The organism is Pseudomonas sp. 58 R 3 (assembly GCF_900006605.1).
Taxonomy (GTDB): domain Bacteria; phylum Pseudomonadota; class Gammaproteobacteria; order Pseudomonadales; family Pseudomonadaceae; genus Aquipseudomonas; species Aquipseudomonas salomonii.
In genome coordinates, this window is record NZ_CVTT01000068.1 from 13378 (window position 1) to 28484 (window position 15107).

Consider the following 15107-nt stretch of genomic DNA (forward strand, 5'->3'; position numbering starts at 1 on the left):
CCCCCGTGTGCTCGATTCAGATAACGAACCGCGCGACCATCCCATTCAAATCCACCGCCAGGCGCGACAGTTCATGGCTGGCCGCGCTGGTCTGGTTGGCGCCTGCCGCCGATTGAGTCGCGAGGTCGCGGATATTGACCAGGTTGCGATCCACTTCACGGGACACCTGGGCCTGTTCTTCCGAGGCGCTGGCGATCACCAGGTTGCGCTCGTTGATCAGGCTGATCGATTCGGTGATCTGTTCCAGGGCCACACCGGCAGCGCGCGCCAGTTCCAGGGTGGTCTGGGTGCGCTGGTTGCTCTGCTGCATCGACTGCACGGCGTCGCCGGTGCCACTCTGGATGCCGGCGACCATTTTTTCAATTTCCTGGGTCGATTGCGCGGTGCGGTGCGCCAGGGCGCGGACTTCATCGGCCACCACGGCAAACCCACGCCCGGCTTCACCGGCGCGTGCGGCTTCAATCGCAGCATTAAGTGCCAGCAGGTTGGTCTGTTCGGCAATCGCGCGGATCACGTCGAGGACCTTGCCGATATCACGGCCCTGGGTCGCCAGGCCTTCAATCATCCGTGCGGTGTTTTGCACATCCTGGGTCATGGTCTGAATGGCGCCGACGGTTTCCACCACACGGTCACGCCCTTCCCGCGCCGCCTGGTTGGACTGGCTGGAAGCTTCTGAAGTAGACACCGCATTACGCGCCACTTCTTCGACGGCGGCGGTCATTTCGTTGACGGCCGTGGCGGCCTGGTCGATTTCGTTGTTCTGCTGTTGCAGGCCTTTGGAGGCTTCTTCGGTCACCGCGCTCAATTCTTCGGCGGCCGAGGCCAGTTGCGTGGCCGAGCCGGCGATGTGCTGGATGGTCTGGCGCAGGTTGGTTTGCATCGCCGACAAGGCGCCCAGCAGGCGCGCAGGCTCATCCTTGCCGGCGTCTTCGATAACGGTTGTCAGGTTACCGCCGGCAATGGTCTGGGCCACTTCCAACGCTTTGCGCAGCGGCGTGACGATGCTGCGGGTCAGCAGCCAGGCGAGCAGGACCGTCAGCACGGCGGCAGCGACTGAGAAGACAATTACGCCGGTAATCGCGCCTTGATAACTCGACCCGGCCAAGGTGTCGGCATCCCTGGCATCGGCGGCATTGATGGCGATCAGCTTGTTGAGCTGCTCACCCATCTGGTCAGTACCGTCCTTGATACGCGTGTTAATTAACGCACGCATCTCCTCGACTTTGTTTTGTTTGGACAAGGCCAGCATTTCGGCCTGTGCCTTGAGGTAGTTGTCCAGCGTACTCACAAATGCCTTGTACAACGCTGCTTCCTCCGGCCCCGCCGGCAGCGGCGCATACCCGGCCTGGGCGGTTTTTACTTTGTCGGTCAGGACGCCCATGCGGGTTTCGGCTTCCTGCAGGCCGACAGGCTCGCGGTTGACCAACACGCGAAAAGAGAGGATGCGCAAGCGCAGCACGTTTTCGGTGATGTTGCCCAGGTACGTGACGCTGGGCAGTTGCGTGGAGGTCATCTCCACCGACGACTGACGGATCTGCGTCATGCGGCTGACCGCAAACACCCCCAACACCACCACTAACAACGCAATGAATGCGAAACCGAGAAACGCGCGAGGGGCAATATTCAAATGACGTAGGGACATAGGGGTTGCTCTCAGAAGGAGTGTTTGCGAGCGTCCATGCCGCGAAACGATCAGTGGGCGTCAACGCGCCGCTCTGATCTTTGGTCACCACTGTTATGGTTGGAATGTGGGCCTATACGAGATATCGGCAGATCCTGAGGTTTTGCGCAGGGCTTTTATAAATATTTTTTTACACTTCTGAGGGCTGGCACTTTCTGGCATCCTGCGCCTCCATTTTCTGACCCGAGCCCGTACTTTGTCTGACGCTCAAGCCCCCCGCCCGCGCTATAAATCCGACCTGATCTATGGCCTGGAAGACCGCCCGCATTTCACCGCAGCGATCTTTGCCGCGCTGCAACATGTGCTTGCCAGCTTCGTCGGCATCATCACCCCGACGTTGATCGTCGGCGGCGTGCTCGGCCTGGAAAGCGAGGTGCCTTACCTGGTAAGCATGGCGCTGTTCGTGTCCGGGCTCGGCACCTTTGTGCAGGCGCGTACCTTCGGCCCGATCGGTTCCGGCCTGTTGTGCCTGCAGGGGACGAGCTTTTCGTTTATCAGCGTGATCCTCAGCGCCGGGTTCATGGTCAAGGCCCGGGGCGGCGGTACCGATGAGATCCTCTCGACGATTTTCGGCATCTGCTTTTTCGCCGCGTTTATCGAGGTGGTGCTCAGCCAGTTCATCGGCAAACTGCGCAAGCTGATCACTCCGGTGGTCACCGGCACCATCATTACCTTGATGGGTTTGTCGCTGATCAAGGTAGCGGTCACCGACATGGCCGGCGGCTTCGGGGCCAGCGACCTGGGTGCCGCGGGCAATATGGGGCTGGCCGCGCTGGTGCTGTTGACCATCGTGGTGCTCAACCGCTTCAGTAACCCGTTCGTGCGCCTGGGTTCGATCGTGATCGGCCTGACCCTGGGTTTTGTGGTGGCCTGGTGGATGGGCCGCGTCGACATGGCCGCGCTGCCCCAGGTGCCGCTGATCAGTGTGCCGGTGCCGTTCAAGTATGGTTTTTCGTTCGACTGGGTGGCGTTTATCCCGGTGGCGGTGATCTTCCTGATTTCACCGCTGGAAGCCGCCGGTGACCTGACGGCCAACTCGATGATTTCCCAGCAACCGGTCAAGGGCCCGCTGTACATCAAGCGCATCAAGTCCGGCCTGCTGGCCGACGGCCTCAACTCGGCGATGGCGGCGACGTTCAACAGCCTGCCCATGGTGACCTTCGCTCAAAACAACGGCGTGATCCAGCTGACCGGTGTGGCCAGCCGCTACGTTGCGTATTTTATCGCCGGCCTGCTGGTGCTGCTGGGGCTGTTCCCGATGATCGGCGCAGTGCTGCAACTGATGCCCAAGCCGGTATTGGGCGGCGCCACGCTGATCATGTTCGGCACCGTGGCCGTGGCCGGGATCAAGATCCTCGCCGAAGCCGGGCTGCACCGCCGCAATGTGCTGATCGTGGCGATCTCATTGGGCATGGGCCTGGGTGTGGCCGCCGTACCGGAGGTGCTGCGCGACCTGCCCAAGGCGCTGCACAACATCTTTGAATCGCCGATCACCGTGGGCGCGTTCTGTGCAATCGTGCTGAACATTTTCCTGCCCGAGGAGTTCTTAGAGCTGGAAGAGGATGAATTTGATCCGGAGTCCTCTACTCTCAAGGTCATGCAGGATCCGGACGTCACGAAATAGGAGCACCTTTGGTATGCGCAAGCTCATGGTTCTATCGCTGCTGTTGCTGACCTTGAGCGCCTGCGCGCTGTTCCCCAATCGCGACCCGGTCAATATCAGCGTGGTGGGCATCGAACCGCTGCAAAGCCAGGACCTGGAAGTGCGTTTCGCCGTAAAGTTGCGGGTACAAAACCCCAATGAAACGGCGATCGACTACAGTGGTGTGGCCCTGGACCTGGACGTCAATGGGCGCCCCTTGGCGTCCGGGGTAAGCGACCAGGCCGGCAGCATCCCACGGTTTTCCGAGAGGGTGCTGATGGTGCCGGTGAGTGTTTCGGCGTTCTCCGTGTTGCGTCAGACCTTGGGGCTGAGCCAGACCCAAAGCCTGAACAACCTGCCCTACACACTGCGCGGCAAACTGGCGGGTGGCCTGTTCGGCACCATGCGCTTTGTGGAGCGTGGCACCCTGAACCTGCCCAACACCGCAACCTGGTAATGGCCATGCAACCGACGTTGTTTACCCAAAGACTGATCCTGCGCCCGCTGACCCTGGACGATGCCGAGGACATCCAGGCGCAATTCGCGCATTGGGATGTGGTGCGTTACCTGACTGCCGAGGTGCCCTGGCCGTACCCGGCCGATGGCGCGCGCCGCTACCTGGAACAGGTAGCCTTGCCGGGCATGGCCCGTGGCGACCAATGGCATTGGTCGATCCGCCTTAAAAGTGCGCCGCAACCGATGATCGGCAATATCAACCTGACGGACGAGGAAGACGATAACCGAGGCTTCTGGCTGGGCCCGCAATGGCAAGGCCAGGGCTTTATGACCGAAGCCAGTGCGGCGGTGACGCACTACTGGTTCGAAGTGCTCAAGCGCCCGCGGATGCGCGTGCCCAAGGCTGCGCCCAATCTGGCATCGCGGCGGATCTCCGAGCGCACGGGGATGCGCTGGATCCGCACGCAGATGGGTGAGTTTGTAGAAGGCACCTTCCCACGCGACATTTGGGAGATTACCCGCCAGGAGTGGTTGGCATTCAGATCTCCCAAACAGTGAAAGTCCAATGTGGGAGCGGGCTTGCTCGCGAAGACGGTTTTTCAGCCAGTATCCAAGGTGACTGACCCACCGCTTTCGCGAGCAAGCCCGCTCCCACATTTTTACCGTGTTTAATCTGTCAGTGTGCGCACACCCGGTTTGGCGCGTTCATCCACCACCAACTCGAATATGTCGGGCCGCGCGTAATGCCCCACCACGTCATAGTCATAGCGCGCCCGCACCAGATCATCGGTGTTGATCTGCGCAGTCAGCAACCCTTCTTCCCCCACCAGTGGCCCGGCCAGGATGTCACCCATCGGCCCGACAATCACACTGCCGCCCGCGATCAACGGGCGCTCTGACGGCCAATTGGCAACCTGCGTGCCCAACGCCGCCGGCGAAGCCTGCACCTGGCAGGCGCTCACCACAAAGCAGCGGCCTTCATGGGCGATGTGGCGCATGCTCACTTGCCACATCTCGCGCTCATCCACCGTCGGCGCGCACCACACTTGCACACCTTTGGCGTACATCGCCGTGCGCAGCAGCGGCATCATGTTTTCCCAGCACACCGCGCCGCCCAAGCGCCCGACGGCAGCGTCGATCACCGGCAAGGTCGAGCCATCGCCCGTGCCCCATATAAGTCGTTCAGTGCCGGTGGGCATCAGTTTGCGGTGCTTGGCCACCAGGCCGCCGGTGGGTTCGAAATACAACACGGTGCAATACAACGTGCTGGCATTGCGCTCGATCACGCCGAGTACCAGGCTGGCACCGGTGCGCGCGGATAGCCCCGCCAGCGCCTCGGTCTCGGCGCCCGGTACATCGATGGCATTGGCAAAATAGCGCGCAAAGGCTTCACGGCCTTCCGGCAAGCGGTAGCCCAACTGCGTGCCGAAGGTTTCGCCCTTCGGATACCCGCCGAGCAATGCTTCGGGCATCACCACCAATTGCGCGCCACTGCGCACAATCGCGCCCTCGTAGGTGAGGATCTGGGCCAGGGTGTCAGCCTTGCCACCCGGCAAGGCTCCGATCTGTAACGCCGCTACGGTAGAAATGGGCATCAGGTTCTCTCCAGAGAAAGGGGGTTGCCCATTCTCCGGCGAGGGGCAATCATGAATAAAGCCCACTTCAGTGCTAAATGATATGAGCCAAATGAATATCGCCCAGGTTGACCTGAACCTGCTGAAAACCTTCGAAGCCTTGCACGACGAGTCCAGCGCCAGCCGCGCAGCCTTGCGCCTGGGCGTCACGCAATCGGCGATCAGCGCCGGCCTGCGACGTTTACGTGACGTGTACGACGACCCACTGTTTGTGCGCACCGGGCGTGGGCTGGCGCCGACCTTGCGCGCCAATCAGTTGAAACCGGTGATCAGCGAGGCGCTGGACCGTTGTCGGCAGAGCCTGGAAATGATCAACCCGGCCAACCCGAACTATCAGGGCCGCTCGGTGGTGCTGGGCTTGTCCGATGACTTCGAGATTGCCCATGGGCGGCGGCTGATGGCAGAAATTGCCCGGCGCGCGCCGAAACTGCGGGTGATCTTCCGCCAGACCCACAGCCAGATCGTGGCAGGCGCCCTGCTCGAGCGCAGCCTGGACCTGGCGATCGCCGCCGGCGGCTTTGCCGAGCGCAGGTTGAGCCGGCACGTGCTGGGCGAAGGCGACTACCGCTGCCTGGTCGACCCGCACAGCCTGGCGCCGGGGCAACACGGCATCAGCCTTGCGGAGTTCGTGGCACGCGAGCATGTGCTGGTGTCGTCGGGCGGGTTTATCGGGATTACCGATGAAGGGTTGGCGGCGCACGGGTTGAGCCGCCAGGTGTGTGCGTCCACCAGTCACTTTGCCGGGCTGCCGTTTTTGCTCAAGGGCAGCGCGGCAGTGGCGACGATTCCCGGGCATGCCGCCGAAGCGATTGCGCAGATGACCGGCTTGCGTGTGTTGCCCTGCCCACTGGCGCTGCCGCGCTACCCGGTGGAGTTGGGCTGGCGCACCCAGGCGCAGCTGGATCCGCTGTTGCTCAAAGTGCGCGAAGCGATTGTGGCCAGCTTTACTTAGCAGCGGCCATCAGTTTGTTGACTTCGCTGCGCACCATGTTGGAAAACTCCGGCGGCGACATGCCATCAAGCTCGGCACGTACCCACTCAGCCCACTTGCCTTTGCGCTTGGCACGCTCGCCGAACAAACGCGCCGCTTCGCCCTTGGCCTTGCCCAGATTGGTTTGCCACAGGTCGTAGAGGCGGGACTTTTCATCTTCCAGCTCGGCGCGTTCGGCGAGGGTTTTGTTGGCCAGATTGAAGCTCATGTTGAATTACCTGCTGCACAAATAGGTGACATCTTACACTGTAGGTCGAACCATCCTGATCCGGATTTTACCTGCAAACCGCTCACGGCAAAAAAACTGCAACTTTTAGCCAAGCCCGACACTCCATTGTTCACTGTCACATTCACTCGCAAGGAGTCACACAATGGCCCGCAAAACTGCCGCCCAAGCTGTCGAAGATCAAATCAAGGATCAAGCTTTCAGTGAACTGACGGCCTTGATCGAAGAGTCGGACAAGCTGCTCAAAAGCAGCGCTTCGCTGGTAGGCGAAGAAGGTGAGACGCTGCGCGAGCAGGTTGCAATCAAGCTCAAGCAAGCGCTGGACTCGGTGTCCAACGTGCGTGAGCGCAGCAAGCCGGTGGTGGATGCCACCGAAAACTATATCGGTGGCCACCCATGGCAGACCGTGGCGATTTCTGCAGGTTTTGGCCTGGTGGTCGGCCTGTTGCTGGGTCGTCGTAACTAAACCATCGAGATTACGCCATCGAGACCAACCCATCGAGGCTGCGTGATAAAGGCTGCGCCACTGGCGCAGCCTTTTCTTTTACCCTTCGGCCAGTGCCTGTAACTGCTTGAGCTCCTGCGCATCGATCTCGATGCCGGTTTCCTGCGACTTTACCCGCGTGCGATGGCGCCGATCCCCCGGCAACCGCCGCAACCCCGCCGCATGCATCTGCCGCACCAGTTCCTGGCTGCGCTCGGCAAAGCCTTGCCCGGCGGTTTTGCTCGGGTCGATCACGATCAGCAATTGGCCGGTCCAGGGTGTGCGCGCCCCTGGATGATCGGCCCAATTGAACTCGAATGAGAAATTGCCGCCCGTGAGTGCCGCCGCCAGCAACTCGACCATCATCGACAGCGCTGAGCCCTTGTGCCCGCCAAATGGCAGCAGTGCGCCCCCTTCAAGAATCGCTTTGGGGTCCTGGGTCGGTTGGCCCAGGCTGTCCACGCCCATGCCCGGTGGCAGGCGCTCGCCCTTGCGCGCCGCGATTTGCACGTCGCCATGGGCGATCGCGCTGGTAGCCAGGTCAAACACGATGGGCGGCCCATCGGCACGCGGCGCGGCAAAGGCAATGGGGTTGGTGCCGAACAAGGGGCGATCCGCACCGTGGGGCACCACGCAGGTCATGCTGTTGACCACGCTCAAGGCCACCAGGCCTTCTTCGGCGAAGGGCTCGACATCAGGCCATAACGCCGCAAAGTGATGAGAATTGCGAATCGCCAGTAGCGCGATCCCGGCGCTGCGCGCCTTCTCTACCAACAGCGAGCGCGCGGCGTCGAGCGCCGGTTGGGCAAACCCGTTATCGGCATCTACACGTACAAAGCCTGCGGCGACGTCCTCGACCACGGGCACAGCCTTGCCATTGACCCAGCCGCTGTTGAGCGTCGATACATACCCCGGAATGCGGAACACGCCGTGACTATGGGCGCCGTCACGTTCGGCGCTGGCGCAGTTGTGCGCAAGGATCGCCGCCACCTGCGCGGATGTGCCGTGCCGCACAAAGACCTGTTGCAGCAGCGCGACTAACTCGGTGAAGCCGATTGCGGTTGAAGCCTTGGCAACTGTCGGAGACTGCGCAGACATTTGAAGCTCCGTTTTTATGATTGCGTTTTTATGATTAGGAGAGGCAACGAATGGACATTCAAGTGCCCGATTAAACACCACGCACTGTGCCTGCTGTCAACTTGCGACGGGCCTCAATAGTTACCCCCGCCCGCCGCTCATATGGCCTTAGCCTGTCATTCCCCTGCCCTTTGGAGCAAGCCCATGACCGGCGTTACCCCGGCGTATTTTTTTGACGAATTTTTACTGCCGATTAAAAGAAACTCGCCGAGCGCACGCGAGCGTGCGCTGGGGCTGACCGTCAAAGACCTTGATTGGCTGCATACGGTGTATCAGGCCAACGATGCCGCGCGTAAGGACCCCGAACGGCAAACCTACCCCATGAGTGTCGAAAGGCTAATGATCAATGTGTCGGGCCAGGCGCCCTTTCCACTGGCCGGCGCCTTTGTGATGAGCCCCACCCCGGACGCCGGCAAAGCACTGCTTTACACGCCTTATGGCGGTATTCAGGTGTTTGACGACCCTGCCAGCCTGCTTGTCGATGTCGCCGAGCAATTGGCGGATACGGTGCAGCGTGTCCAATTGATGAGCTTTCTGTCGGTTGCGCAGCGCAACGCCTTGCCCGCCGGCACGCCGATAACGCTGACCACCACGGTTGTCGAAGGCGCCGTCATGCAAGACCAGGAGCAAGCCCTTGAGGCCTGCCAGCTGGATAACGTGCGCACCGTACTCGAGCACCTGCAAAAGACCCCGACGTTGTACGGCATGCTCGACACGCTGCTCGGCATCATGGCGCGCTCGTATTTCCCCAACCTGGATCAACGCGATACACGGGTGAATTTTTTTATCCAGGACCCGGCGGGCGGTCAGCGACGCTGGGCCAATTCCCTGCCGCTGAGCGAGGCGTTGCTGCAGTTTTATGTGAAACATGCCTGGCCCAAGGACCAGACCCGTGAGTATTTCAATCCGAAACACATCACCAGTACCTTCACCTCGGCAGAACGCGAACAAGATCAGCAGTATTGGGAAACCCTGATCAAGGAAACCTCCGGTAGCCTCTCGAAACTGCTGGACAGCCTGCTGAAAACCTATTGGAACGAAGACATCGGCAATGAAACCTCACGCCTGGAACTCTTTACCCAGGTGATGGCGGATAAATTTCGCCTGGATGTGTTGCTCAAGCGCCAGGAGCAAATCCTCAGTGCCGACGAAAGCCACACCCTTCAAGCCTTGTTCCTGCCAGACCATCACGCCCGTAATGCTCACGCCAGAAAACTGAGCGTGGAAACCGTACGCCTGCATGCGCCCTATCAGCACTACGTGGAACTGGCCAGCACACTGTTGATCAGCGAGAGCCACGCCTACCTGTACACGCAATCGCGTGGGGTGCAGGTGCTCAAGGACATGCAGGCGCTCAAAGATACGTTGTTGAGCATGCTCAAGGCCGCCGGCCACGAAGATGAGCTGCTCAATTTTCTGTCTCTGGACGAGCGCGACACGTTTACAGGCCTGGACCAGATAAACATCACCGCCCTGCCCGTTACGGGCAAGGTTTTAGGCGGCATGCTCGAAGGCATTGCGACCAAGCAAATCAGCAATATGAACCACGCACTGGACCTTTACCGGCGCAGTGATGGCCAGATCAACCTGGACGCGCTGCTCGATTGCGCCCTGGACATACGCACGATGCTCGACAGTCGCCTGGCGGCAATGGAAACCGCCGGGCGCTGGACGACGCACCTCGTTACCAGCGGCAACGACAGGCCCTCCACCGTGCAGGCCGAACACGCAAAACTACATCTCAAGCGCTTGCGCGCCGCCGAGGATGCGCTGGCCAACGAGCGCAAGCACCAGCCGACATTGCGCTCAATGGTCGCTGTCGCCTTGAATGCAGAGCTGCAATCACAGCGCCTGCCGCTCAAGGCCGAAGAGGTCTATATCAATACTTACCCAACGCATGCCCAGGAGCGTGAAGAGCGCCCGCCATTGAGGTCGGTGAGCATGGTTGACCACTTCATCGAGCGCCTGAGCGGTGAAGCACCTCCCGCTCCCCACGTCCCCACAACCGGGTTTTACAGGAAGCTCGAACCACACGTGGCCCTGAAGTTGCCCAGCATGACCTTAAGTACCTTCAATATGATCAATAACCAGGTCTTGAAGGTATTTGCCAACCACGAGATGCGCCGGCTTCCAAGGCTGTTCCTCAGCAACATGAGCAACAAACAGGCGCACTCGATGCTGCTCGGCCTGCGCAGTGAAGCCGAACTGAGGCTGTTAGGGAAAACACTGTTGTCCGGCAGCCACGCGGTGGTGGATACCCTGCTACGCACCGAGAGCCTTGTGCGCCTGACCCGACATGGCCTCAACGGCTTTCTGCCGGATGCCTACGCCTTGACCCTGAACCTCGGCACCTGCGACACCGCCCAACCCCTTGCCAATCTGTTTGTACTGACTGAGCGCGGTGGTATCGACCCGCAGCGTTCGGGGCAGGCCGTGCTCTGGACGCCGCGGCGCGGGTATGAGGTATTTGCTTCGGTGCAGGCCTTGCACAAGGCGATGACCGGGCGCCTGCAGCACCCGATCAAACGCCTGGTCCTGCTGGAAAACCTGCCGATTTCGTTGCGCGCGCCCCACCAGGCATATCGGCTTGGCCCCCTGCAACGCATTGACGACAACCTGCTGGACAATCGCCTGAAAACTTACAACGACCAGGTCATGCACAGTATCGATCAGTTGCTTTCGACCCCATTGGCCGCTCGCCCCCTGCAAGACTGCATTGAAACGGCTCTGGAGCAGCCTGCCCCCACCAACCTGGCACGCGCCACGGCGGTGGCGAGTGCCATGGCCCATCAACAGGCCCTGCCGGTCTGGCTGGGCATGGCGTCGCCCAAGGAGCAGATCCATCAAGCCGAACTGCTTGAGCAATATCACAACAGCGCCCCAGACACAGAAGACTACCTGCATGGCATCACGTCGATGCGCGCACACACGCACGCGGCACTGCTGAAATTGCTTAAGGCGCGCTTCCCCGATCACACGCTGGACCCCGATAACGTGCTGATCCCGGTGCATCAGGCCCTCGACGTGCACGTCTTCAGCCTGACCGATTTTGCCTTGCGGCATTGGCCGGATCTGGATGCCGAAAACATCCGTTTACGCTCACGGACCGCCACCGCCCTGCCAGCTGCACTCGATGCCAGCGCCGTGGTGCAAATGGTCCGCCAGCTGGACCTGAAAACGGCTTACCAAAAGCTGTTGCAAACGCAGCTGGACACCAACACGGATGAGGGCCTCAAGCGCCGGCGTTTGTTTTGCCGACAGCTGCCCTGGCAAACGTTGCAATTTGCCCATGAGCAAAGGCTGCAGGAACGGCTGACAGCCCAAGGGCTGAGTTACGTGCAACAGGTGTTTGACATGCCCGACGCCCTGGCCCGAGCTGAGCTGGACAGTGCAGCGGCCACGCTTCGACCTTTGGAGTTGATTGCAACCGAAGGCGCCACGCCCGCCAGGGTGCCGGGCGTTTACCTGATAGGTCCAACGACCGGCAACGCTGGCCCGTTGGTGATGTATGCACCTTATAGCGACAACCATGCCCTCAAGGAGTACACGAACGAGCAAGCCTTGCTGGATGAATTGGGCAGGCCGGGAGCGCTTCAGGAGTGGATCATCCTGCACCTGGAGGCGCCGCATCAAGCTACCTACCGCAATCTACTGCAAGACAACCGTCATCGCCCCGTCGATATCCGCACAGCCTTTAACGCCGTCACCGGCAATGCCCTTCACTTCTTGTTCAATGACAACACCCTGCTATTGCTCAAGATGCTGGCCGGGCAGTTCGAGGAAGGCGCCAAATCACTCTGGGACCGAATCAGGGTTCTTTTGGGCGAGGGCATCCCTACGGCTGTGCAGTTCATGGCCGGAAAACTCGCGTACCCGCTGATGGTGTGGCGCAGCTACACGCTGTTCAAGCGCTCAGCCGATGAATTGCAGTTGCACCAATGGAAGGCCGGTCTGAAGCACTTTATCAAGGGCGTGGCGCAAATGGCCGCGTTGCGCAGTGAGCTTGAGGGCACCGAAGCCGCGCCACCCACCGAAACCGAAGTGCCGGAGGCTGACCTTTCAGATGAGACTTTGCCTGCCGCCACGAGCCTGGCTGCCCTGGATATCACCGCGCCCTCGCGCACTCGTTTGCAGGCTTTCGAAGAGCATGATGTCGCGCTGAAGGACTTGCAGCGAAGTACTTTCAGCCATGTTTACACGGACAAGACGACCTTGAAAGACTATGTGCCGCTGGCAGGCAAGGTGTACTCAGTGAAGAAAACCCGCGATCGCTGGCGACTGGCCAAGGATGAACACGTGGGCGCCTACGTGGGCCGTAACACACAGGGCAAATGGGTGCTGGACCTCAGCCTGCACAACCCGCGGTTTGGTAAAGTCATGTCGCGCATGCAGACGCGGGCCGGCGAACGGGAGGCGATCAACATTGAGGCAACGGGCATAAGGGAAATTGCCGCACTGTCCAGCTGGAAAGCGCAGGTTATCAACGAAGCGCTGAATGTTGCGACGTATTACACCGTCACGTGCAAGCGCAACATCGTTGAGTTTGCAAAACAGCGCGCTCCCGATAGCCGAGTCGGCCGGTTTTTGGGTGAGCTGTTCGGGGTCATCCGTTTGACGCCGGGTCACGTAAGCAAAATCGAGAGAATAGTCGACCTGATATTGGATGAGTTAAGCGACCCCACCCTGACCAGTCCCGACTCCAAACGTTTTGTCAGCGGGACCAGCCGTATCAGCGCAGCGCGCCAGTACGCCTTTATCATTCCTGAAGACAGGGAGCGCAAGCTGTATCTGCTCAACCGGTTCTTCGACCCGTGTATGGATAACTACCAGAACCGCTTGAACTCCCCCTTCGACATATCGGCCCACGCCAGAGCCAGTACCCTTATCCACGAATTGACCCACTTGAAGCTCGATACCGAGGACATCGCCTACCTCGATTCGATGCGGCCTTTCCATGACCTGATCAACGCGGCCAAACCGGGCGCCCGTATCCTCAAAACAACCCTGGAGGACCTGCAAAGTACGGCGCTCTCCACCCTGACGCCCGCAACGATGTTGTTCAAGACCTGGGATGATTACTCGGCGCAATGGGAAGACTACGGGCCTGACACTGCAACGGCTCACGTGCGACAAAAAGTCCTGAACACCACCGGCACCAAGGACCTCAAGGATGCCCGCGACGTCTTCATGAGTAACGCCGACAAACGCATTGACACGATTTTGGCCAATGCCGACTCGGTGACTTACTTGATTACGCAGCTGGGCCGTGTTTTGGATACGGGGGCTTGAGCAGCCCCCGTCAGGTGCATCAGTCTTTCTGATCGCGCAAAACGTTGCCGGAAGCGCCGTCGATACGCGCTTCATACACGATGCCATCGGACTTGCGCCCTTTGACTTCCCAGTAACCATTGTCATCGGCTTCGGCGCTGTAGACCTCGACATAGCCGGCCTTGGTCTTGGCGGTTTCAATGGCCTTTTCGATGGTGATCCAGCCCGCACCCGGCTTGTCGGCCAGGGCGGCGCCGGCGCTGAGCAGCGCGGTGGTTGCACACAGGGCGGCTAAGGTTTTCTTCAACATATTCGTTCTCCATTGTGGGAATGACGGACTCGTGTCCTGTGGTTTCTGATGTTTTCAAACGAGAATAAGTTCCAATTGATGTGCAATCGCCATGACGACTGTTCTCGTCATCCGCCTCGGGAGGTTAGAATGTTGGAAATCAGGACGGTTTAATGACTCAACAGCCCCTTTCAGAAGACGAATATGACGCGATCACCGATGCCGCCGCGCATTGGTGCATGCGTCTGCACGCCAGTGATTGCACGGCGGGCGAACGTCGGGCTTTTGAACAATGGCACGACGCCCATCCGCTGCATGCCTTTGAGTATGCGGCCATGCTGGAAATCTGGGACGTGGCCGACCACCTGCCGCGCAGTGAGCCTGCTGCGGTGGTGCTGCCGTTCAAACCGCGCAGCCGCTTGCGCACTTACGCGGTGGCCGCCGCGATATGCCTCGCCGCCCTGCCGCTGGCCGCCTTTACCGGCTGGGAAGCGGGCTGGTTGCCCAGCGCCTATGAGCATTTCGAAGCCGGCACTGGCTTGCGCAAGGTCACCCTCGGCGACGGCAGCCAGGTTGAATTGAACCTGGGCACCGAACTGGTCTACAGCCGTTACAAGGACCAGCGCCGCGTGACCTTGAACAAGGGCGAAGCGTTTTTCAAGGTCAGCCATGACAGCCTTCACCCGTTTATCGTCAAGGCGGGCGAAGGCCAGGTTCGGGTCACCGGCACTCAGTTCAACGTCTGGAAATACGAAGACCAGGTGCGGGTGATGTTGCTGGAAGGCTCGGTGCAGATTTCCAGCGACAAGGAGCACGCCAGCGTGCCCCTGACCCCAGGCATGCAGGCCAGTTACAACCTGGGCGACGCCACCCCGCGAGTCGCTGCGATTAACCCCAATGACTCGGCCCTGGCCTGGCGCCAGGGCAAACTGGTACTCGACAACCTGGCATTGACCGACGCGTTGCCGCTGATCAACCGCTACCTGAGCAAACCGGTGATGCTGGCAGATGCCAGCACCGGCGCGATTCGCATCGGCGGCATCTACAACATCAACGAGGTCAACAACCTCGTGCCTTCCCTGCCCAAGGTGCTGCCGGTCTACCTGACCCAGAACCAGGACGGCAACCCGGTACTCAATTCCATCCCGCGTAAAACGCCCAAGGGCTGAGCCTGCCTGCAACAGCAGGTTCGCTCGCGCTCAATGTGTCCATTTTTGAAACACCGCCCTCGCCTGAATCGCCCGCCGGGTGCGCATTCATGAGTTTGTCATGCGCAGTGTTTCATCGCTGAGACAGCCT

At 60.3% G+C, this 15107-nt stretch carries 12 protein-coding genes; 7 read left to right on the top strand and 5 right to left on the bottom strand.

Annotated elements, in window-relative coordinates; translation table 11 throughout:
- Positions 1–16: 16 nt before the first annotated feature.
- A complete protein-coding gene (locus BFP92_RS23055) occupies positions 17–1642 on the bottom strand; it encodes a methyl-accepting chemotaxis protein (protein WP_065931256.1) in 1626 nt (541 codons plus the stop codon).
- Positions 1643–1877: 235 nt separating this feature from the next.
- Between BFP92_RS23055 and BFP92_RS23060 the strand changes: the two genes are divergently transcribed.
- The 3 genes from BFP92_RS23060 to BFP92_RS23070 are packed head-to-tail and all read left to right on the top strand — an operon-like array spanning position 1878 to position 4337.
- Positions 1878–3305, top strand: coding sequence for a nucleobase:cation symporter-2 family protein (locus BFP92_RS23060; RefSeq protein WP_065931257.1), 1428 nt, complete (start codon positions 1878–1880; stop codon positions 3303–3305).
- Positions 3306–3318: 13 nt separating this feature from the next.
- Positions 3319–3780: an LEA/WHy family protein gene (locus BFP92_RS23065; RefSeq protein WP_065931258.1), complete on the top strand. Its 462-nt coding sequence runs from the start codon at positions 3319–3321 to the stop codon at positions 3778–3780.
- Positions 3780–4337 carry a GNAT family N-acetyltransferase gene (locus BFP92_RS23070; protein WP_065931259.1) on the top strand — a complete coding sequence of 186 codons (558 nt, stop codon included), beginning with the start codon at positions 3780–3782 and terminating at the stop codon, positions 4335–4337. Before BFP92_RS23065 ends, BFP92_RS23070 begins: the two co-directional genes overlap by 1 nt.
- A 110-nt stretch (positions 4338–4447) precedes the next feature.
- Here BFP92_RS23070 and BFP92_RS23075 read toward each other — a convergent pair whose 3' ends face one another.
- Complete coding sequence (locus tag BFP92_RS23075; RefSeq protein ID WP_065931260.1) at positions 4448–5374, bottom strand: carbon-nitrogen hydrolase family protein; 927 nt, start codon at positions 5372–5374, stop codon at positions 4448–4450.
- 91 nt (positions 5375–5465) lie between these two features.
- Here BFP92_RS23075 and BFP92_RS23080 point away from each other — a divergent pair, with 91 nt between their 5' ends.
- Complete coding sequence (locus BFP92_RS23080; protein ID WP_065931261.1) at positions 5466–6365, top strand: LysR family transcriptional regulator; 900 nt, start codon at positions 5466–5468, stop codon at positions 6363–6365.
- On the opposite strand, the gene BFP92_RS23085 is transcribed toward BFP92_RS23080, so the two are convergent.
- Positions 6358–6612: a hypothetical protein gene (locus BFP92_RS23085; RefSeq protein ID WP_003190904.1), complete on the bottom strand. Its 255-nt coding sequence runs from the start codon at positions 6610–6612 to the stop codon at positions 6358–6360. The genes BFP92_RS23080 and BFP92_RS23085 overlap by 8 nt on opposite strands.
- Before the next feature lie 163 nt (positions 6613–6775).
- Between BFP92_RS23085 and BFP92_RS23090 the strand changes: the two genes are divergently transcribed.
- On the top strand, positions 6776–7096 hold the full coding sequence (locus BFP92_RS23090) for an ElaB/YgaM/YqjD family protein (RefSeq protein ID WP_056860283.1): 321 nt from the start codon (positions 6776–6778) through the stop codon (positions 7094–7096).
- A gap of 78 nt (positions 7097–7174) precedes the next feature.
- On the opposite strand, the gene BFP92_RS23095 is transcribed toward BFP92_RS23090, so the two are convergent.
- Positions 7175–8212, bottom strand: a complete 1038-nt coding sequence (locus BFP92_RS23095) for an Ldh family oxidoreductase (protein WP_065931262.1) — start codon at positions 8210–8212, stop codon at positions 7175–7177.
- Between the two features lie 183 nt (positions 8213–8395).
- Between BFP92_RS23095 and BFP92_RS23100 the strand changes: the two genes are divergently transcribed.
- The gene (locus tag BFP92_RS23100; RefSeq protein ID WP_065931263.1) at positions 8396–13540 is read left to right on the top strand and encodes a dermonecrotic toxin domain-containing protein; all 5145 of its coding nucleotides are present in this window, start codon (positions 8396–8398) and stop codon (positions 13538–13540) included.
- Positions 13541–13559: 19 nt separating this feature from the next.
- Here the strand turns inward: BFP92_RS23100 and BFP92_RS23105 are convergent, their stop codons facing one another.
- The gene (locus tag BFP92_RS23105) at positions 13560–13829 is read right to left on the bottom strand and encodes a PepSY domain-containing protein (RefSeq protein WP_065931264.1); all 270 of its coding nucleotides are present in this window, start codon (positions 13827–13829) and stop codon (positions 13560–13562) included.
- A gap of 152 nt (positions 13830–13981) precedes the next feature.
- On the opposite strand from BFP92_RS23105, the gene BFP92_RS23110 reads away from it, so the two are divergent.
- Positions 13982–14977: a FecR family protein gene (locus BFP92_RS23110; RefSeq protein WP_065931265.1), complete on the top strand. Its 996-nt coding sequence runs from the start codon at positions 13982–13984 to the stop codon at positions 14975–14977.
- Positions 14978–15107: the final 130 nt, after the last annotated feature.